This is a genomic window from Vibrio tritonius, from assembly GCF_001547935.1.
GTDB lineage: Bacteria > Pseudomonadota > Gammaproteobacteria > Enterobacterales > Vibrionaceae > Vibrio > Vibrio tritonius.
On record NZ_AP014635.1, the window covers coordinates 1,283,188 to 1,303,239 of the forward strand.

A 20,052-nucleotide genomic window follows, 5' to 3' on the forward strand; every position below is an offset into this window, starting at 1 on the left:
AGCTATGTTTACGAAAAAAGAAAATATCGAAGCGATCGAGAAATTCTCTGAAAACTTAGAAATTGAAGGTCGTAGTTTATGGCAGGATGCGCGCATTCGTTTTATGCGCAATAAAGCTGCGATGATTTCGCTGTTTATCCTAGTGTTGATTACGTTGGCTGTGATTTTCCTGCCAATGTTCTCGCAATATACATTTGATGATACTGACTGGTATGCAATGCATGCGGCACCATCGTGGGAGCATTTGTTTGGTACGGACTCATTAGGGCGTGACTTATTTGTCCGTACGCTGATTGGTGGCCGAATCTCTTTGATGGTGGGTATTCTAGGTGCCTCAGTTGCGGTTATCATCGGTACACTTTACGGGGCGGCTTCTGGTTTCATCGGTGGTCGTGCTGACCGCGTGATGATGCGTACGCTTGAGATTTTGAACTCAATCCCGTTTATGTTCCTAGTTATCGTTTTGGTGACTTTCTTTGGCCGCGAAATCTACCTGATTTTCGTTGCCATTGGTGCGATTGCTTGGCTGGATATGGCGCGTATTGTTCGTGGTCAGACTCTGAGCTTACGCAGTAAGGAATTTATCGAAGCTGCCCACGTGTGTGGTGTGAGTAACTGGAAAATTATCACTCGTCATATCGTGCCAAACGTATTAGGTATCGTAGCGGTTTATTCAACCCTATTGATTCCAAGCATGATCTTGACTGAATCATTCCTTTCATTCCTTGGTCTGAGTGTTCAAGAGCCAATGACTAGTTGGGGTGCTCTGTTGCAGGAAGGCGCAAGCACAATGGAAGTGGCAATTTGGCAACTTCTTTACCCAGCAGCATTCATGGTGTTGACCCTGTTCTGCTTTAACTATGTTGGTGACGGTCTTCGTGACGCACTTGACCCTAAAGACAGATAATAATTAAAAGTCTAAAAAGATTAAGGAAGCAATGATGAGCTTGTTAGACGTAAAAGACCTGCGAGTCGAATTTACCACGCAAGATGGTATCGTCACCGCAGTAAACGATTTAAATTTCTCACTCAATCAAGGTGAGACACTGGGTATCGTGGGTGAATCTGGTTCAGGTAAATCACAAACGGTATTTGCTATTATGGGATTGCTGGCGAAAAACGGCATTATCTCAGGTAGCGCTAAATTTGAAGGTCGTGAAATCTTAAATTTGCCTGAGAAAGAATTGAACAAAGTTCGCTCTCAGCAAATTGCGATGATCTTCCAAGACCCGATGACTTCACTTAACCCTTACATGAAAGTGAGCGATCAGCTGATGGAAGTGTTGATGCTGCACAAAGGTATGGGTAAAGCAGAAGCATTTGAAGAGTCTGTACGCATGCTTGAAGCGGTGAAAATCCCAGAAGCTCGCAAGCGTATTACGATGTATCCCCACGAGTTTTCGGGCGGTATGCGTCAACGTGTTATGATCGCCATGGCACTACTATGTCGTCCTAAGCTGCTGATTGCTGATGAGCCAACCACGGCTTTGGACGTAACCGTTCAAGCGCAGATCATGGATCTGCTTAATGAACTTAAAACGGAATTTAACACTGCTATCATCATGATTACCCACGATTTGGGTGTCGTAGCTGGCTCTTGTGACAAAGTGCTAGTGATGTATGCGGGTCGTACCATGGAATACGGTAAAGTCGACGAGATCTTTTACAATCCAAGTCACCCATACGCGGAAGGGTTGCTTAAAGCGATTCCACGTTTGGATTCTGTTGGTGAGAAATTGCCAACAATTCCAGGCAATCCGCCAAACTTACTTCGTCTGCCAGTTGGCTGCCCTTATCAAGAGCGTTGTCACCGTGTAACAGACCGTTGTAAAAAAGAAGCACCTATTCTGACGCCGTTTGGTGATGGCCGTCAGCGTGCCTGTTTTTCTGATTGGGAGGCTTGGAACAAATGAGCGACAAAAAAGTCATTCTAGACGTTAAAGATCTTAAGGTTCACTTTAGCATCGCGGCTAAGTCAGCTTGGCCATGGTCAAAACCTTCACAGCTGAAAGCAGTGGACGGTGTTAACGTTCGTTTGTTCGAAGGTGAAACACTGGGTGTGGTTGGTGAATCAGGTTGTGGTAAGTCCACCTTTGCTCGCGCCATCATTGGCTTAGTTCAAGCAACTGAAGGCGAAGTGGTATGGTTGGGGCAAGACCTTACTCGCATGAAAGACGTTCAGCGTCGAGATACTCGCAAAGAAATCCAAATGATCTTCCAAGATCCTTTGGCATCTCTAAACCCTCGTATGACGGTGGGCGATATCATTGCTGAGCCGCTACAGACTTTCTATCCAGAGCTATCAAAGCAGGAAGTAAAAGATCGTGTGAAAGAGATGATGGCGAAAGTGGGCCTATTGCCTAACGTGATCAACCGTTATCCTCACGAATTCTCAGGTGGCCAGTGTCAGCGTATCGGGATTGCTCGTGCGTTGATTTTGAACCCTAAGATGATCATTTGTGACGAACCTGTTTCTGCATTGGACGTTTCGATTCAAGCTCAAGTAGTTAACCTATTAAAAGAACTGCAAGCTGAACTGGGGTTAAGCCTAGTGTTCATCGCGCACGATCTTTCGGTAGTTAAACACATTTCTGACCGCGTGTTGGTGATGTACTTGGGTAATGCAGTGGAATTGGGCACCTCGGAAGAGTTGTTTGCTAATCCATTGCATCCGTATACGAAAGCGTTGATGTCTGCGGTACCGATTCCTGATCCACACCTAGAACGTAATAAAACCATTCAGATGTTGGAAGGTGATCTACCGTCGCCAATCAGTCCTCCATCGGGATGTGTGTTCCGTACACGTTGTCCGCAAGCAACAGAAGCTTGTGCACAAACTAAGCCTCAAATCAAAGGCACTGATGCACATAGCGTCTCTTGTCTTTTCGTTGATGCATAATTTCAGCCTGTGACGGGCATAAGCGCGGCTCCCTTTTTGGGTCGCGCTTTTTTTGTATCTGCACTCTAGATACTTCAAGCCGTTAACTGAAAGAAACGTGTTCAAATTTTTTGAATAACTAAGCCAACTCCTAAGGGTTTAGCAACAACGTCAGTTTTTTATAATGGTCTCATTAACAAAGATAACGAAGAAAGTGAGGTCAATATGGGAATGCTCGTTCAAGGTAAGTGGCACGATCAGTGGTACGACACCAAAAGCAACGGTGGTCAATTTGTTCGCGAAGACGCTGGTTTCCGTGATTGGATTGAAAATAGCCCAGAGGCTCGCTTTAAGCCTGAATCTGACCGATATCACCTCTACGTTTCTTTAGCCTGCCCATGGGCACATCGTGTACTGATTTTTCGCGAACTAAAAGAGCTAACGGAACACATTGATGTCACTATTGTGTGTCCAGATATGATGCACGACGGTTGGAAATTCGGTATTCCTGAGCCGATATTTGGCCACACCAAACTTCATCAAATTTATACTCAAGCTAAGCCTGATTACACTGGACGTGTTACCGTGCCTGTATTGTGGGATAAGAAAACCAATACCATTGTGAGTAATGAATCATCAGAGATCATCCGCATGTTTAACAGTGCGTTTAATGATATGACTGGTAACCAAGACGATTTTTATCCAAAAGAATTGCGACCAGTGATTGATGAGTGGAACGAATTTATCTATCCCAATATCAATAACGGTGTGTATCGCTGTGGTTTTGCGACCACGCAAGATGCCTATGATCAGGCTTATGATTCGCTATTTACGGCCCTTGACCGAGTTGAGGAGCACTTAGCTAATAATCGTTATCTCGCAGGTAATCGCATTACGGAAGCCGATTGGCGATTATTTACTACTTTAGTGCGTTTTGATGCGGTGTATGTGGGTCACTTTAAGTGCAATAAAAAGCGCATTGTCGATTACCCAAACTTACAAGGCTATTTAAAAGAACTCTATCAATATCCGGGCATTAAAGGGACGACAGATTTCTATCATATTAAGCGTCATTACTACTATAGCCATACGATGATCAATCCAACTCAGGTTGTGCCTAATGGCCCAGAATTGGACTTAGAATCGCCTCATGGCCGAGAGCAAATTGACGAATAAGGCGGTTTATTTGAGGTCGGTTGATAAAGACAAATTGGCAGCATTAAAAAAGCCCTCGCAAGAGGGCTTTTGTATTACTGAATCAACAACTAGAGAATTAAGCTTCTTGAGTTGCTTGGATTGCAGTAAGAGCGATTGTGTAAACAATATCGTCAACCAACGCGCCGCGAGACAGGTCGTTAACTGGTTTACGCATACCTTGAAGCATTGGACCGATAGACACTAGGTCTGCAGAACGTTGTACCGCTTTGTAAGTTGTGTTACCAGTGTTTAGGTCTGGGAATACAAATACAGTTGCTTTACCTGCTACAGGAGAGTTAGGTGCTTTAGAAGCAGCTACGTTTTCCATGATTGCAGCGTCGTACTGTAGAGGACCGTCGATAACAAGATCAGGACGTTTCTCTTGAGCTAGTTTGGTTGCTTCACGTACTTTATCAACGTCTGCACCTTTACCAGAAGTACCAGTAGAGTAAGAGATCATTGCAACACGTGGGTCAATACCGAATGCTTTCGCAGAATCTGCAGATTGGATTGCGATTTCAGCGAGTTGCTCAGCCGTTGGATCTGGGTTGATCGCACAGTCACCGTAAACCAATACTTGGTCAGGTAGTAGCATGAAGAACACAGAAGACACGATAGACGCGTTAGGTGCTGTTTTGATGATTTGGAATGGAGGTACGATAGTGTTCGCAGTAGTGTGAACCGCACCAGAAACTAGGCCATCCACTTCGCCAGCTTCTAACATCATTGTGCCTAGGAAAACTGAATCTTGCAGTTTTTCACGAGCAACAACTTCGGTCATGCCTTTCTTAGCGCGTAGTTCAACTAGACGAGCAACGTAGTTTTCACGTACAGCGTCTGAATCGATGATTTCAACGCCAGCGCCAAGCTCAACACCTTGTTGTGCTGCAACACGCTTGATTTCTTCTGGGTTACCTAGAAGAACACAAGTCGCGATACCACGTTCAGCACATAGCGCTGCTGCTTTAACAGTACGTGGCTCATCACCTTCAGGAAGGATGATGCGTTTACCAGCTTTACGAGCAAACTCAGTTAGTTGGTAACGGAATGCTGGTGGGCTTAGACGACGTACGCCTTCAGTGCCTTCTGCTAGAGAATCGATCCATGGGCCGTCGATGTGGCTTGCAACGTGATCACTTACGTGTTCAATGCGCTCTTTATCGTCAGCAGGAACTTCTAGGCTGAAGCTTTGAAGGTTTAGAGACGTTTGCCAAGTGTTACCTTGTGCTTTGAATACTGGAAGACCAGAGTCAAATGCAGGTTTACATAGGTCAACGATTTCAGCTGGGATGTCGTAACCGCCAGTTAGCAGTACAGCACCGATTTCCATGCCGTTCATTGCAGCAAGAGAGGCAGCAACGATAACGTCAGGACGGTCAGCTGAAGTCACTAGTAGTGAACCTGGTTTGAAGTGTTCAATCATGTTAGGGATTGAACGAGCACAGAATGTAATGCTCTTAATGCGACGAGTGTTGATATCACCTTCGTTGATGATGTCAGCATTCAGGTGCTTAGCCATATCGACTGCACGAGTTGCGATAAGATCAATATTCCAAGGCACGCAACCTAGCACGCGAATTGGGCTAGAGTTGAAGATTTCCATCACTTCAAGGTTAGCTTGTTGTGCTGCGTCAGAACCATCGAAGATTTCAGATAGGTCTGGACGAGTACGACCAGCTTCATCAACAGGAGCGTTAAGTTTGTTGATGATAACGCCTTTGATGTTTTTGTTCTTAGTGCCGCCGAAGTTAGAACATGCTACTTCGATGCGATCTTTAAGTTGAGATGGGTTATCAAGACCTGGGCTTGCAACAAACACGATTTCTGCGCCAAGCGTTGCTGCGATATCAGCGTTTACTTGGTTAGCGAATGGGTGTTTACGAGTTGGTACTAGGCCTTCAATAAGAGTTACATCAGCATCATTTACTTGGTTGTAACGCTCAACGATAGTTTCTAGAAGAACATCAGTTTGTTCTGTACCTAGCAAGTTTTCAGCAAATGACATTGCCATTGGTTCAGCTGTTTTGATGTCTTTACCAATAATGGTAGTTGTCAAATCAGGCTGGTCACCACCATGACGTGGTTGTGCGATAGGTTTGTAAAAAGAAACGCTTACGCCTTTACGCTCCATAGAACGTAGTACACCCATGCTCACGCTAGTTAGACCAACGCCAGAGCTGATAGGGATAAGCATAATAGTACGGGACATTCGTTCAATACCTCTAACTATTGATTGCAATCTAATCACTTAGATTGGAGAGGAAACAAAGCTTAACTGCTTATTCCTCTTAGGGGAGTGGAATAGGAGTTAAGCCCCAATGAAATACTGGCTAACCTATTGGTTAGCCAGTGGGGTAGAAATTAGATACCTGCTAAACGTGCAGTATCTTCAGCAATCACTAGCTCTTCGTTAGTTGAGATAACCATTGCTGGGATGCGGCTAGATTCTTTAGTGATAGTACCTTCACCGCCGAAACGAGCTTTAAGGTTCGCTGCACCATCTACTTCGATACCGAAGATTGCAAGACGGTTTAGAACCATTTCGCGGATTGGAGCAGAGTTTTCACCGATGCCGCCAGTGAATACGATTGCGTCTAGACGACCGTCAAGGCTTGCAGTGTAACCTGCAACGTATTTAGCTAGGCGATGGCAGAAAACGTCCATTGCACGAGTTGCTTCTTCTTTTTGACCGTAGTTGTCTTCAACGAAACGACAGTCAGAAGAGATCTCAGTTAGACCTTGAAGACCAGATTCTTTAGTCAACATCTTGTTGATGTCAGCGACAGAGTAACCTAGTGTGTCGTGTAGGTGGAAGATGATCGCAGGATCGATATCACCACAACGAGTACCCATTACCAAACCTTCAAGAGGAGTTAGACCCATTGAAGTGTCAACTGATTGACCGTTTTTGATTGCACAAACAGAAGCACCGTTGCCTAGGTGGCAGTTGATGATGTTCAGTTCGTTTGCTGGTTTACCTAGTTGTTCAGCCGCTTCACGAGCGATGAATAGGTGAGATGTACCGTGCATGCCGTAGCGACGAACACCGTGCTCTTTATACAACTTGTATGGTAGAGCATATAGGTACGCTTCTTCAGGCATAGTTTGGTGGAAAGCAGTGTCAAACACAGCAACGTTTTTCAGTGCTGGGAATGCTTTTTGTGCTGCTTTAATACCAATGATGTGTGCTGGGTTGTGAAGTGGTGCTAGAGTTGCACAGTCTTCAATACCTTGCAGTACGTCGTTGTCAATCAATGCCGATTGAGTGAATTTTTCGCCGCCGTGTACAACACGGTGACCGATTGCTTTTAGCTGCTCTGCCAATTCTGGCTTAGAAGCAAGAATAGTTTCTACGATGAAAGTTAATGCTTCATCGTGAGCTGCGCCATCACCAAGTTGAGCTTCGTGCTTGCCATCAAGTTTCCACTTGATTCGAGCTTCAGGAAGGTGTAGACATTCTGCTAGACCTGTAAGATGCTCGTTGCCGTTATCAGCATCAACGATCGCGAACTTTAGCGAAGAACTACCGCAGTTTAAAACTAAAACTAGCTTAGACATGAGTAACTACCTGTAATATCAGTTAGGGTAAAAAATTTCCCAAGAGGCGTAGCAATCCTTGGGGATACGTACTAATCTTGGTCAATAAAAAAATAAATTCCATTGTTAAAGACGTGACGTGGTCAGTAAATCGTCTTAGCGTTCCGTGCTAATTTGCCCCTTAGTTGCCATACTTACGTATGAATGGCGACGCGGAAGCGAAAAGAGTCCGCAAAGGATAGCGACAATGGACTAATATAACAAAAAAAATTTGAAACGATATTAGCTTTAGTCAAATTTTTGCGTCATTTGTTGAATCATTCAACTATTTTTTAAGAAATGGTCGCTTAGAGAGTGAGAAAATGCTTATGAGTAATCGAGTCGGCATCATTTATTGTTTAAAAGATGGCCAGAAGTACATGGACACTTGGCCGGTACGTAAGGAGCTCAACCTCATTTTTCCCGAGCAACGAATCATTAAAGCAACAAAGTTTGCTGTAAAGGTGATGCCAGCGGTTGCTGCGATTGGTGTTTTAACCCAAATGGTGTTCCACAATCTGGACGCTATGCCGCAAGCAATCGTGACAGCCTTGTTTGCGATGAGCCTGCCGTTACAAGGGATCTGGTGGCTTGGCAATCGTGCCAACACTCAGCTCCCCCCAAGTTTAGCCACTTGGTATCGTGAGTTGCATCAAAAGATTGTTGAATCTGGATTTGCCCTTGAGCCGATGAAAGCAAGGCCGCGCTATAAAGAGCTTGCGGCGATATTGAATCGTGCTTTTCGTCATTTAGATGAAACCGCTTTGGAACGTTGGTTCTAGAGCCGCATTAGGTTGGCGGTGTATATGTTAACGGTGTATTTCAATAACAGCCGCTAAACCTAGGTTTTGTAACACACAAATTTAAATTGTGATGGTGCTCAAGTCAGCTCAGATTTGGGTACCTTTCGCGCTTCATTCCCCGATTAAAAACCCCCTTATCATTTTTTTTATTTATCTTCTTATGTCGCTTCCCTTTAGCAAAATATACTGGTAATAATGAAGTGATACATAAAAACGCTATGTGATTGAAGCCTCTAATCCAGTGTGCGCATTCAGCCCAGACGTTAGATGTTCGAGTGTATGGAAATGGAAAACCACACTCACTAGATGGCAAAATGCATAGATATTATTACAACGAAACAAACACAACATAGAATAAGTATGCTTTAAATCAAGGAGTTAAGATGAAAGCAGGCAAATTTATCGCCACAGCCGTTCTTGCTGGCGCGACATTACTCTCTTCCCCAACACTTCTCGCGAAAACCGTGACGGTTGCTGTCTCACAAATTGTTGAACATCCCGCTTTAGATGCTACTCGCCAAGGTTTATTAGATGGCCTTAAAGCCAAAGGCTATGTCGATGGTCAAAACCTAAAGTTTGAATACAAAACTGCCCAAGGTAACCCTGCGATTGCGGTACAAATTGCCCGCGAATTTGTGGGTGAAAAGCCCGATGTATTAGTTGGGATTGCAACACCGACGGCACAGGCTCTTGTGGCCATGACGCGTTCTATCCCTGTGGTATTTACTGCCGTGACCGATCCCGTTGGTGCAAAATTGGTGAAAAGAATGCAGCATCCGGGCAAAAATGTCACTGGTCTATCGGATCTCTCTCCCGTCGAGCAGCATGTGGAACTGATTAAAGAACTGATGCCTAACGTGAAAACGATCGGTGCCGTGTATAACCCAGGCGAAGCGAATGCCGTTAGCTTGATGGAGCTTTTGAAAGTCGCTGCGGCGAAAAACGGATTGAAAGTGGTGGAAGCAACCGCGCTAAAAAGTGCTGATGTGCAATCGGCTACGCAAGCCATTGCTGAGAAATCTGACATCATTTATGCCTTAATTGATAACACCGTAGCAAGTGCGATTGAAGCGATGGTTGGGGCTGCTAACCAAGTGAAAACGCCAGTCTTTGGTGCGGCAACGTCTTATGTTGACCGTGGTGCTATTGCAAGCCTAGGCTTTGATTACTACCAAATTGGTCTGCAAACCGCAGATTACGTTGTCGATATTTTGAATGGTAAAAAGCCAGGTGATCTTGATGTACGAGTGGCAACGGGATCGGATCTTGTTATCAACAAAACGGCAGCCGACAAACTGGGCTTTACTATTCCTCAAGCGATTTTAGATCGCGCTACCAGTGTTAAATAGTTTCTTTAGCAGAGTATTTCAATGAAAAAGAGAGCGGTGTTGACTTGCTCTTAAGGCCGGTGGGGGAGTTCCACCGGCATAAGCAGAAAAGGGAGTTGTTATGTCTGCTTTTGCGTTTTTTGGTGCACTGGAACTTGGCCTAATTTATGGTCTTGTCGCGCTTGGTGTTTACCTTACTTTCCGTGTGCTAGATTTTCCAGATTTAAGTGTGGATGGCACATTTCCAATGGGGGCGGCTGTGGCGGCAACCGCCATCGTGGCTGGCATTAATCCATGGATTGCAACCTTACTTGCCATTATCGCAGCGGCTGCTTTAGGGGGGGGTACCGCCTTTCTAACGGTGCGTTGCGGTATCTTGAATTTGCTTGCGTCAATACTCACCAGTATTGCTGCGTTTTCTATCAACATTCGCATCATGGGACGTCCGAATGTCGCGCTGCTCGGACAAGATACGATCCTTACTCCATTTGAGGAGCTTGGCGATGCCATGTACGTCCGTCCTTTGGTGGTGGGAATCTTAGTGCTCCTTTCTGCTTGGTTTGTTGTGCGTCTGCTTAATAGTGATTTTGGCTTAGGTATGCGTGCCACGGGCGTAAATACGCGTATGGTGGCGGCACAAGGCGCCAGTGTGGGGTTTTACACATACTTCTGTTTAGCATTATCAAATGGATTTGTTGGCTTTGCTGGCGCGTTGTTCGCACAAACCAATAGTTTTGCTGATGTTACCTCTGGTGTGGGGACAATTGTTGTCGGCTTAGCGGCAGTGATCTTGGGGCAAACCTTAATTCCGGGTAAGAAAATTTGGGTGGCTATTTTTGCCGTGATTCTTGGCTCGGTTTTGTATCGTTTGGCCGTTGCTTTTGCCTTGAGTTCGGGTATGTTCGGCCTGCAAGCATCTGATTTAAACTTAGTGACAGCCGTGTTAGTCGCTCTGGCGTTGGTCATGCCAAAAATGAAAGGCAAAATGAAAGCCAAAAAAGCGTCTGGAGGTGCTGCATGATTCGTTTAGAAGATATTCAAGTGACCTTCAATCCGGGCACCATTTTGGAAAATCGCGCCCTACGCGGTGTGAACTTAGAAGTACCACAAGGTCAGTTTTTGACGGTTATCGGTTCTAATGGTGCGGGTAAATCCACTTTGCTAGGAGCGGTGACCGGGGAAACCCCGATGGTAGGAGGAAAGGTACTCATTGGCGATCAAGATGTGACGCGCCGAAGTGTCGACCAACGAGCCAATTTGTGTGCGCGAGTGTTTCAAGACCCTCTGGCGGGAACCTGTGGCTCCCTAACCATTGAAGAAAATATGGCGCTAGCGTATATGCGGGGTAAACGTCGTGGTTGGAGTCTCTCTCTTGCGGGTAATCGCCGTAAGTTATTCCAAGAACGTATTAGTATTTTGGGGTTAGGCTTAGAAGATAGGTTAAGTGACAGCATCGGTTTGCTTTCTGGTGGGCAACGTCAAGCGGTGAGTCTAGTTATGGCGACGCTGGCAGACAGCCAATTGCTGCTCCTTGATGAACACACGGCTGCATTGGATCCTCGTATGGCTGCGTTTATCATTGATTTAACCAAACGTATCGTGGATGAGTTCAAACTGACGGTGATGATGGTCACCCACTCAATGAAAGATGCTTTGGCTTGTGGTGACCGGACGGTGATGCTCCATCAAGGTAACATTGTGTTGGATGTGGCTGGAGAACACCGAGCTAAAATGAACGTCCCGGATCTATTGGAGATGTTCTCCAAAGTACGCGGTGAAGCGCTAACCGATGACGCGTTGTTACTTTCCTAGTTTGACGTAATATTGATCTCGGATTACATAGTAAAAAAGCTCCTTAAAGGAGCTTTTTTTACGCTTTTTGTAGTGTGTCACGGTAACGTTGAATATGCTCCACAATCGGCTCAACTGCCATGTGGGTACGAATATCGCGAAATAAATCGGTGGCTTCAGGGTAAGCTTGACGTAAATAGGCAAACCATTGTTTTACTCGGTTAGGGTAATATTTGCTTTTATCACCACGTACTTCGTATTCGGAATAACGAAGCAGTAAATCAACTACATCAGACCAAGGCATTGGGGCGACGTTATGCTTAACCATATTCCCTAAGTTGGGAATATTGAACGCACCGCGACATACCATAAGCGAATCAACACCTGTTGTCGCAATGCAATCTTGGCCATCTTGGTAATTCCAAATTTCACCATTGGCAACCAACGGAATGTCGGTTTTACGGCGAATGGCATCAATGTAATCCCATTTTATTTCACTGGCTTTGTAGCCGCCTTGCTTGGTTCGAGCATGGACCGTGAGTTCATCAGCACCCCCTTGCACGACTGCATCGACGATTTCAAAGCAGTCGTCGGGGTTTTCCCACCCTAGGCGAATTTTGGCTGAAACAGGAATGGCGCTGTCTACCGCCTCACGACATGCTTTTATCACTTGATAAATTTTTTCAGGGTCTTGCAGCATGGCAGCACCACCACAGCTGTTATTGACCATTTTAGCTGGACAACCGAAGTTAAGATCGATTCCGTAAGCCCCTAAATTAGCAGCGCGAACCGCGTTTTCTGCCATCCATTCTGGGTCTTGACCAAGCAGCTGAACTTTTACAGGTACTCCAGAACGAGTTCGAGAGTCGGTACGTAACTCAGGACATAAGCGGTAAAAAACGTGGTCGGGTAATGGGTGACGTACCACGCGCACAAACTCAGTAACACAGAAATCGTAGTCGTTGATTTCGGTGAGCATTTCGCGCATTAAGTGGTCTAAAACGCCCTCCATGGGGCCCAATATGACTCGCATAGTAGTGATTACCTTAATTTTCGGAGGCGAGATTGTAGAGTGCTCACGCGTAAATGTCACGAGTTGAACAAAGCCTAGCCAAGTGGAACACAGATCTAAAGATTAACCTGCATTCTGAGAGGCATCTTGCTCGTACTTCAGGTTATAATGCCCCGATTCATTTAGATTAGAGAACCTTATGACGTACGTACTGATTGATTTGCAAGCGTGTGAATCGCCTGTTTCTCCCTTGTTTATCGAAGGCTTGGTGTTAGCGGCTAACTTTACGACTCAGCCACTTGACCCTGATACTTGGTTGAGTTCGCTGTTTCCTGAAGTTCAAGCAGAATGGAACCAACGCGTACAAAATCACCTGCAATGGCAGTATCAGGCGCTAAAAGCCAATCAATACCCGCTGTTGGAGCTATTGGTGGCAAATGCCGATAGCACTGAGCAGGGGTTAGCGGAACTCGCTTCCGGGTTTATGGCATTGTGGCCGATCATTGAAGAACATTGGGCGCAGGTGAACTGTACCGATGGTGCGTTACGTATGTTACAAGCATTGCTTACCACGCTTATGCTTGCCCTTGATGAGCCTGCAACGCAAAACAGTATGCGTGAAGCAGGCATCGAACATCCGCCACAATTAAGTGACTTTATTGATCAACTTGATCTCATGGTGCAAGAAGTAGCGATGGCAGCTGATGAAGCGCTGTTGGGAGCGAAAGCGCAGAGCGTTAACCCATTTAAAGAAGTGGGACGTAATGACTTATGCCCATGTGGTAGTGGTAAAAAATTCAAACAGTGTTGTGCTCGTTAAGGCAATATCACTAGCCAATGGCTAGTGATATTGTAATTTCGACATTACACTGACACGAATCATAAAAAAAATTCTTATAAGTTGGCTAATAAACCCAGTATTGGAGTAGAAATATAATGAATAAATGGCTTGCCTCTTTGGCATTTTGTAGCTTTTCTGTCCTAGCAGCACCGAAAGATGTGCTTAGTGAACGTTTAGCGTTGACCGATGGTTTCAGCGCTCAGTTTCAACAGAAAGTATTAAGCCCAGATGGGGAAGTTGTTGTGGATGGTAACGGTGAGGTAAACATTGCTCGACCAAACCTTTTTCGCTGGGAAACAAAATCTCCGGATGAAAACCTACTCGTTTCTGATGGCAAGACACTTTGGTACTACAGTCCATTTGTTGAGCAGGTGACGATTTACAATCCAGATCAGGCAACAGAGCAAACGCCATTTGTGCTGCTGACTCGCAATCGTAAAAGCGATTGGGATGCTTATAATGTGGCTGAAAATGGCGATGTGTTTACGCTGACACCAACTGCGGTAGACAGTAACCAAGGTCAATTCCAGATTGATATCACCGCAAAAGGGGTGGTAAAAGGATTTAATGTGATTGAGCAAGACGGTCAGAAGAGTTTGTTCACCTTTACCCAAGTGAAATTGGGTAAACCAAGTACTGATCTCTTTACCTTTAAAGTCCCTGATGGGGTCGAGGTTGATGATCAACGTCGCTAAGCTCACCCACTTACCCAAATAAAGGGGACAGATTAGGTGAATAATTACAGTTTAGACTTTTCAGGGGACGAAGATTTTCGTCCCCTTGCTGCTCGTATGCGCCCACAAAACGTTGAACAATACATTGGGCAGCAACATATTTTAGGACCAGGAAAACCCTTGCGTCGCGCTCTTGAGGCGGGGCACATTCACTCTATGATATTGTGGGGCCCACCAGGTACTGGCAAAACCACATTAGCGGAAGTCGCGGCTAACTATGCACAAGCAGAAGTGGAGCGCGTGTCGGCTGTGACCTCAGGGGTCAAAGAGATTCGCGCTGCAATCGAGAAAGCTCGAGAAAATAAACTAAGCGGGCGGCGCACCATTCTTTTTGTTGACGAAGTGCATCGTTTCAATAAATCGCAGCAAGATGCCTTTTTACCTCATATTGAAGATGGCACGATTACCTTTATTGGTGCCACAACCGAGAATCCTTCGTTTGAACTCAATAACGCATTGCTTTCTCGGGCTCGAGTCTACAAGCTGACATCATTAAGCAAAGAGGAAATTAGCCAAACCCTACAGCAAGCCATTACCGATGTGGAACGGGGGTTGGGCAAATACCAAGCCAAGTTTCACGATGAAGTGCTTGAACGTCTAGCTGAGCACGTGAGTGGTGATGCGCGCATGTCGTTGAACTATCTAGAGTTGCTTTATGATATGGCGGAGGAAAACTCAGATGGGGTCAAACAAATTACCATTTCTTTATTGGCGGAAGTCGCTGGGGAAAAGGTCGCGCGTTTTGATAATAAAGGTGATATTTGGTATGACCTGATTTCGGCGGTGCACAAATCGATTCGCGGGTCTAACCCCGACGGAGCGCTTTATTGGGCCGCTCGTATTATCAATGCTGGTGGCGATCCGCTTTACATCGCCCGTCGTTTATTAGCGATAGCGTCGGAAGATATTGGTAACGCCGACCCTCGCGCTATGCAAGTGGCACTATCCGCGTGGGACTGTTTCCATCGTGTCGGTGCTTATGAAGGCACGCGAGCAATTGCACAAGCCATTGTGTATCTTGCGTGCGCTCCCAAAAGTAATTCTGTGTATACCGCATGGAAGCAAGCGCTCAATGATGCGCAAAATTTACCAGAATATGAAGTGCCATTGCACTTACGTAATGCGCCAACCTCTTTGATGAAAGAGATGGGGTATGGTGAAGAGTATCGTTATGCTCATGATGAACCTGGTGCATATGCGGCGGGTGAGCGCTACTTACCGCCAGAAATGACTGGAACGCGTTATTACCACCCGACAAATCGAGGCTTAGAAACCAAGATTGGTGAAAAGTTAGATTATCTGGCGGATTTAGACGCAAAAAGCCAACAAAAGCGCTATGAAAAATAGCGGCTTTTCGTTATCTTTGACAAGGTAAATTTCAACATGTACTTGAGTGGTTAAAATTCACTCAAGTACATCTTTTCGTTAATCAAATAAAGCATAGGATTAGCAATGCTGGATTCTAAATTACTTCGTGCTGAGCTGGATGAAACAGCAGCAAAACTCGCGCGTCGCGGCTATAAGCTCGACGTTGATACTATTCGTACACTTGAAGAAAAACGTAAGTCCATTCAAGTCGAAGTTGAAAATTTACAATCCACGCGTAACTCCATCTCCAAACAAATTGGTCAATTGATGTCTAAAGGCGACAAAGATGGCGCTGAAGAGATCAAAAAACAGATCGGCACACTAGGTGACGATTTGGATGCAAAAAAAGTGGAATTGGTCGCTGTTCAAAACGAACTAGACGCTATTGCACTTGGCATCCCTAATATCCCTGCGGATGAAGTACCGGATGGTAAAGACGAAAACGACAACGTCGAAGTGTCACGTTGGGGTACACCAAAAACTTTTGAATTTGAAGTAAAAGACCATGTTGACCTTGGTGAAATGGGTGACGGTCTTGATTTCGCTAGCGCAACCAAATTAACAGGTGCGCGTTTTGTGGTAATGAAAGGTCAATTCGCACGTCTACACCGCGCAATTGCACAATTCATGTTGGATCTGCACACAGAACAACACGGTTACACCGAGCTATACGTTCCTTACCTTGTGAACGCCGATAGCTTGTACGGTACTGGTCAGTTACCTAAATTTGGTGCGGATCTTTATCACACAGAACCGCTAACTGAGAAAGTTGATGATGAAGAACTGCGTCGTTTATCTTTGATCCCAACGGCTGAAGTACCAGTAACTAACTTGGTTCGTGACGAAATTTTAGAAGAAGACCAACTTCCTCTTAAAATGACAGCTCACACGCCATGTTTCCGTTCTGAAGCGGGTTCTTACGGTCGTGATACTCGTGGTTTGATTCGTATGCACCAATTCGACAAAGTTGAATTAGTACAAATCACTAAACCAGAAGATTCAATGAACGCACTTGAAGAGCTAACTGGTCACGCTGAGAAAGTTCTACAACTTCTAGAACTTCCTTACCGTAAAGTGGTTCTGTGTACTGGTGATATGGGCTTCGGTTCTCGCAAAACTTACGACCTAGAAGTTTGGGTTCCTGCACAAAGCACTTACCGTGAAATCTCTTCATGTTCAAACATGTGGGACTTCCAAGCACGCCGTATGCAAGCTCGTTTCCGTCGTAAAGGCGAGAAAAAACCTGAGCTACTACATACACTAAACGGTTCTGGTTTGGCTGTTGGTCGTACCATGGTTGCGATTTTGGAAAACTACCAACAAGTGGATGGTCGTATCGAAATCCCAGCTGTGCTACAAAAATACATGAACGGCATGACTCACATTGGTTAATCCGTTTTGAGTCACCGTTATAAGCCGACCTTTGGGTCGGCTTTTCTTTTGGCTGCAATACTATGTTTAATCCTTTTTAATTATGTGATGCAGCTTTCACTATAAACTGAACCGATATCTTTAGTGATTTACCTCCATTGAGGTATTTCTCTCAGCTTGCTTCCCCATCATATTTAAACCGCTCTATTTGCAGGTAGTTCTGCCTTCTTAAACCTATACTCAATTTATAGAACTTCGTGCTCTGGAGCGTTTTTGACTATTCATTATTTAAGCCGACTGTGATTTGGGGAGCTTGACTGTTTCAGTAATGCCGAAAAATACGACCAAAACGACGTGTCCTTACTGCGGGGTTGGGTGCGGAATTGAAAAAAACAGTTCAGGAATTGTGGGTGATGCTAAGCATCCGGCAAATCAGGGATTGCTTTGTACCAAAGGCGCCGCGTTAGCTGAGAGCATGAAAATGCCTCATCGATTACTTACGCCGTCGATTCAGGGAATGGAAGTCACTTGGGATCAGGTGACAGAGGAGATTTCTGAGCGTATTTTTTCAGCTATTGCCCAATATGGTCCGGATTCTGTTGCTATGTATCTGTCGGGGCAGTTGCTGACGGAAGATTACTATGTGGCTAATAAATTGATGAAGGGGTTTGTGGGGACGGCTAATATCGAAACGAATACCCGTTTATGTATGATGTCGGCTGTTTCTGCCCATATTCGCGCCTTTGGCGAAGACATTGTGCCAATGAGTTATGACGATATAGACCAAACTGAGCTTATTGTCCTTGTTGGTGCCAATAGCGCTTGGACTCATCCGGTTTTATTTCGTCGTATAGAAAAGGCGCGTGAAAACAACCCTAATTTAAAGGTGGTAGTGATTGATACCCGCTCCACGGTGACCTCTAAGTTAGCTGACTTGCATCTGTGTATCGAGAACGAAGGTGACACTTTACTTTTTCACGGTCTATTGCGGTATCTAATTGATAACCGTGCGGTCGATATGAAGTTCATTAAAGAATCTACTGAAGGGTTTGGTGATATTTGGGGGCAACTTCAAGAAGTGAAGTACCAACTGCACGCTATTGGAGAACGATTAAATATCGATTGGCATGAACTGCGGAAGTTTTATGATTGGTTTATGACCAGTGCTTCTGCCATTACGATGTTTGGACAAGGGGTTAATCAATCAGCCTTTGGTGTGGACAAAGGTAATGCGATCATCAATTGTCATTTGGCTTCTGGAAAAATTGGTAAGCCAGGCAGTGGTCCATTTTCTTTAACGGGGCAGCCCAATGCGATGGGTGGGCGTGAAGTGGGGGCACTTTCAACGCAGTTGGCTATTCATCGTGGCTTTGATCCCCAGTCGACTCGTATGGTGCAAGACTACTGGCAATCGCCAGTTATCACTAATCGTCCCGGCTTAAAAGCGGTCGATATTTTTCGCGCCATTGATGCTGGGCAAATCAAAGTGCTGTGGATCATCGGCACTAATCCTATTATTTCCATGCCAGACAGTGATCGAATTCGCGAAACATTGGGCAGTTGTCCTTGTGTTATTGTTTCTGATATTAGTGCGCAAAGTGATGTGATTGAGTATGCAGATATTGTTTTGCCTGCCGCTGGGTGGGGCGAAAAACGCGGTATGGTAACCAATGCAGAAAGGGTGATTTCACGTCAGAGGGCATTTGCTAATGCGCCAGGTAAAGCAAAGCCCGATTGGTGGGCTTTAAGCCAAGTGGGCGAAAAACTGTGCGAATTGCTAGCGATACCAAATGGATTTGAATATAGGAATGAAGCGGCTATTTTTCGTGAATATGCAGGTATGACAGCGCTTAACGACCCCAGTCCTTATCTATTCTCTTTATCGAAGCTGGCTGGGATAACTGATGCTCAATATTCAAATTGGCAACCAAGGCAATGGCCTTTCGATGGGCGCAGGCCATTTGCCAATGGTTATTTTTCTACCCCAGATGGGCGCGCCAATTTTGTGTGGGGCGAGCCGATGGATGCGAATGCCGACCACTGGTGGATGAACTCTGGACGCATTCGTGATCAGTGGCACAGCATGACGCGTACCGGGCACATTCATCGATTATCGGGTTATGAGTTGGAACCTACCGTTTATATGAATAGCGGAAGTGTTGCTAAGTTGTTTTTGGTGCCTGGTCAGCTTGCTTCGATTAAACGTGACAAATATTCACCGCCTGTTTATGCCAAAGTAGCGGTTGACGATGGATTACCCGGAAAGCAGCTCTTTATGTCTATTCACTGGTCGAAATGGTTCGGAGGGCGGTCTAACGTTAACCGTATAATTGGTGCTCAAGTTGATGAACTTTCTGGTCAGCCAGCATTTAAATCGTGGCCGGTAGAAATTGAAGCGGTGGAAATGAATACCTATGGGATCTACCTAGGAAGTTCAAGACCACTACCGGCAATGGATTATCAATCTTATCAACAAGAAAAGAAAATTGGCGTTTGGCGTTTTGCCTCATTGGAATGCTTGACGCGAGATGATTTCCCTTTAGTTAGAGGGGAGAAGCTATTACGATGGGAGTTAGACGATGGTTGGATGATGGTAATCGTTGAGCGAGATTCGCCACAAAGTTTATTACATGTTGTTGGCTTTCTTGCGGTGAGTAATGCGCCTATCGAGATTGACTACTTACAAGTGTTAGCCTTGATGGATCAACCTCTAGAGCTTGAATCTTTGTTGGCTGTAGCCAGTTCAAAAGCGCGCAGTCAACTGATTTGTAGCTGTTATCAAATTACCGACCAACATATATACGAAGCCATCGAAAATGAAGAATCGGTATCGCTTAACGAGTTACAGGCCAAATTGAAGTTGGGCACCGGCTGTGGTTCATGTTTAATGGACGTAAAAATCCTCCTCAAACCATCCAGTGAAGATGAATATTTGATTGATGTCATTCCAGCTACAAATCCAAACAAAGGGCAATCAGCGCACAAATAAGGGGCATTGATGACCGGTAATGATAGTGGCTGTTTGTGAATTTACTTTGAAATGCAGGGACTTATTATCGGTATCAAACTTGGTATGGTGTTTGCTTTATAGAATGTGATTAAAGATAACTTGTTGAATAAAAGGCGTCTTGCCCCTTGGGGTATGGCGCCTTT

General features: G+C 45.2%; 16 protein-coding genes. 13 read left to right on the forward strand and 3 right to left on the reverse strand.

Annotated elements, in window-relative coordinates:
- Window positions 1–4: 4 nt before the first annotated feature.
- The 4 genes from oppC to JCM16456_RS05825 all read left to right on the forward strand — a co-directional run bounded on the left by oppC (window position 5) and on the right by JCM16456_RS05825 (window position 4,054).
- Window positions 5–907 (forward strand): oligopeptide ABC transporter permease OppC, encoded by a 903-nt coding sequence (gene oppC, locus JCM16456_RS05810; protein ID WP_068713240.1) that lies wholly within the window; start codon window positions 5–7, stop codon window positions 905–907.
- A gap of 34 nt (window positions 908–941) precedes the next feature.
- Window positions 942–1,913: an ABC transporter ATP-binding protein gene (gene oppD / locus JCM16456_RS05815; protein WP_068713242.1), complete on the forward strand. Its 972-nt coding sequence runs from the start codon at window positions 942–944 to the stop codon at window positions 1,911–1,913.
- The gene (gene oppF, locus JCM16456_RS05820; protein WP_068713244.1) at window positions 1,910–2,899 is read left to right on the forward strand and encodes a murein tripeptide/oligopeptide ABC transporter ATP binding protein OppF; all 990 of its coding nucleotides are present in this window, start codon (window positions 1,910–1,912) and stop codon (window positions 2,897–2,899) included. The genes oppD and oppF overlap by 4 nt, the downstream gene beginning before the upstream one ends.
- Before the next feature lie 204 nt (window positions 2,900–3,103).
- Window positions 3,104–4,054 (forward strand): glutathione S-transferase family protein, encoded by a 951-nt coding sequence (locus tag JCM16456_RS05825; protein ID WP_068713246.1) that lies wholly within the window; start codon window positions 3,104–3,106, stop codon window positions 4,052–4,054.
- A 97-nt stretch (window positions 4,055–4,151) separates the two neighbouring features.
- On the opposite strand, the gene pta is transcribed toward JCM16456_RS05825, so the two are convergent.
- The gene (gene pta, locus JCM16456_RS05830; protein WP_068713248.1) at window positions 4,152–6,284 is read right to left on the reverse strand and encodes a phosphate acetyltransferase; all 2,133 of its coding nucleotides are present in this window, start codon (window positions 6,282–6,284) and stop codon (window positions 4,152–4,154) included.
- Window positions 6,285–6,436: 152 nt separating this feature from the next.
- Window positions 6,437–7,633: an acetate kinase gene (locus tag JCM16456_RS05835; protein WP_068713250.1), complete on the reverse strand. Its 1,197-nt coding sequence runs from the start codon at window positions 7,631–7,633 to the stop codon at window positions 6,437–6,439.
- Between the two features lie 347 nt (window positions 7,634–7,980).
- Between JCM16456_RS05835 and yfbV the strand changes: the two genes are divergently transcribed.
- The 4 genes from yfbV (at window position 7,981) to JCM16456_RS05855 (ending at window position 11,594) form a co-directional block, all read left to right on the forward strand.
- Window positions 7,981–8,433, forward strand: coding sequence for a terminus macrodomain insulation protein YfbV (yfbV, locus tag JCM16456_RS05840; protein WP_068715918.1), 453 nt, complete (start codon window positions 7,981–7,983; stop codon window positions 8,431–8,433).
- A 404-nt stretch (window positions 8,434–8,837) separates the two neighbouring features.
- Window positions 8,838–9,803, forward strand: coding sequence for an ABC transporter substrate-binding protein (locus JCM16456_RS05845; protein ID WP_068713252.1), 966 nt, complete (start codon window positions 8,838–8,840; stop codon window positions 9,801–9,803).
- A gap of 100 nt (window positions 9,804–9,903) precedes the next feature.
- A complete protein-coding gene (locus JCM16456_RS05850) occupies window positions 9,904–10,803 on the forward strand; it encodes an ABC transporter permease (protein ID WP_068713254.1) in 900 nt (299 codons plus the stop codon).
- A complete protein-coding gene (locus JCM16456_RS05855) occupies window positions 10,800–11,594 on the forward strand; it encodes an ABC transporter ATP-binding protein (RefSeq protein ID WP_068713256.1) in 795 nt (264 codons plus the stop codon). The genes JCM16456_RS05850 and JCM16456_RS05855 overlap by 4 nt, the downstream gene beginning before the upstream one ends.
- A gap of 58 nt (window positions 11,595–11,652) precedes the next feature.
- Here the strand turns inward: JCM16456_RS05855 and dusC are convergent, their stop codons facing one another.
- Window positions 11,653–12,606, reverse strand: coding sequence for a tRNA dihydrouridine(16) synthase DusC (gene dusC, locus JCM16456_RS05860; protein ID WP_068713259.1), 954 nt, complete (start codon window positions 12,604–12,606; stop codon window positions 11,653–11,655).
- Window positions 12,607–12,784: 178 nt separating this feature from the next.
- Between dusC and JCM16456_RS05865 the strand changes: the two genes are divergently transcribed.
- The 5 genes from JCM16456_RS05865 (at window position 12,785) to JCM16456_RS05885 (ending at window position 19,888) form a co-directional block, all read left to right on the forward strand.
- On the forward strand, window positions 12,785–13,405 hold the full coding sequence (locus JCM16456_RS05865; RefSeq protein ID WP_068713261.1) for a YecA family protein: 621 nt from the start codon (window positions 12,785–12,787) through the stop codon (window positions 13,403–13,405).
- Between the two features lie 116 nt (window positions 13,406–13,521).
- On the forward strand, window positions 13,522–14,121 hold the full coding sequence (gene lolA, locus JCM16456_RS05870) for an outer membrane lipoprotein chaperone LolA (RefSeq protein ID WP_068713264.1): 600 nt from the start codon (window positions 13,522–13,524) through the stop codon (window positions 14,119–14,121).
- A 36-nt stretch (window positions 14,122–14,157) separates the two neighbouring features.
- Window positions 14,158–15,507, forward strand: coding sequence for a replication-associated recombination protein A (locus tag JCM16456_RS05875; RefSeq protein ID WP_068713266.1), 1,350 nt, complete (start codon window positions 14,158–14,160; stop codon window positions 15,505–15,507).
- 105 nt (window positions 15,508–15,612) lie between these two features.
- Window positions 15,613–16,920, forward strand: a complete 1,308-nt coding sequence (serS, locus tag JCM16456_RS05880; protein WP_068713268.1) for a serine--tRNA ligase — start codon at window positions 15,613–15,615, stop codon at window positions 16,918–16,920.
- A 307-nt stretch (window positions 16,921–17,227) separates the two neighbouring features.
- Window positions 17,228–19,888 carry a molybdopterin-dependent oxidoreductase gene (locus JCM16456_RS05885; protein WP_082712228.1) on the forward strand — a complete coding sequence of 887 codons (2,661 nt, stop codon included), beginning with the start codon at window positions 17,228–17,230 and terminating at the stop codon, window positions 19,886–19,888.
- The last annotated feature ends 164 nt before the right edge of the window (window positions 19,889–20,052 follow it).

Excerpts from the sequence above, each read along its gene's own strand:
- oppC (WP_068713240.1), top strand. The coding sequence starts at position 5 with ATGTTTACGAAAAAAGAAAATATCGAAGCGATCGAGAAATTCTCTGAA.
- oppD (WP_068713242.1), top strand. The coding sequence starts at position 942 with ATGAGCTTGTTAGACGTAAAAGACCTGCGAGTCGAATTTACCACGCAA.
- oppF (WP_068713244.1), top strand. The coding sequence starts at position 1,910 with ATGAGCGACAAAAAAGTCATTCTAGACGTTAAAGATCTTAAGGTTCAC.
- JCM16456_RS05825 (WP_068713246.1), top strand. The coding sequence starts at position 3,104 with ATGGGAATGCTCGTTCAAGGTAAGTGGCACGATCAGTGGTACGACACC.
- pta (WP_068713248.1), bottom strand. The coding sequence starts at position 6,284 with ATGTCCCGTACTATTATGCTTATCCCTATCAGCTCTGGCGTTGGTCTA.
- JCM16456_RS05835 (WP_068713250.1), bottom strand. The coding sequence starts at position 7,633 with ATGTCTAAGCTAGTTTTAGTTTTAAACTGCGGTAGTTCTTCGCTAAAG.
- yfbV (WP_068715918.1), top strand. The coding sequence starts at position 7,981 with ATGAGTAATCGAGTCGGCATCATTTATTGTTTAAAAGATGGCCAGAAG.
- JCM16456_RS05845 (WP_068713252.1), top strand. The coding sequence starts at position 8,838 with ATGAAAGCAGGCAAATTTATCGCCACAGCCGTTCTTGCTGGCGCGACA.
- JCM16456_RS05850 (WP_068713254.1), top strand. The coding sequence starts at position 9,904 with ATGTCTGCTTTTGCGTTTTTTGGTGCACTGGAACTTGGCCTAATTTAT.
- JCM16456_RS05855 (WP_068713256.1), top strand. The coding sequence starts at position 10,800 with ATGATTCGTTTAGAAGATATTCAAGTGACCTTCAATCCGGGCACCATT.
- dusC (WP_068713259.1), bottom strand. The coding sequence starts at position 12,606 with ATGCGAGTCATATTGGGCCCCATGGAGGGCGTTTTAGACCACTTAATG.
- JCM16456_RS05865 (WP_068713261.1), top strand. The coding sequence starts at position 12,785 with ATGACGTACGTACTGATTGATTTGCAAGCGTGTGAATCGCCTGTTTCT.
- lolA (WP_068713264.1), top strand. The coding sequence starts at position 13,522 with ATGAATAAATGGCTTGCCTCTTTGGCATTTTGTAGCTTTTCTGTCCTA.
- serS (WP_068713268.1), top strand. The coding sequence starts at position 15,613 with ATGCTGGATTCTAAATTACTTCGTGCTGAGCTGGATGAAACAGCAGCA.
- JCM16456_RS05885 (WP_082712228.1), top strand. The coding sequence starts at position 17,228 with ATGCCGAAAAATACGACCAAAACGACGTGTCCTTACTGCGGGGTTGGG.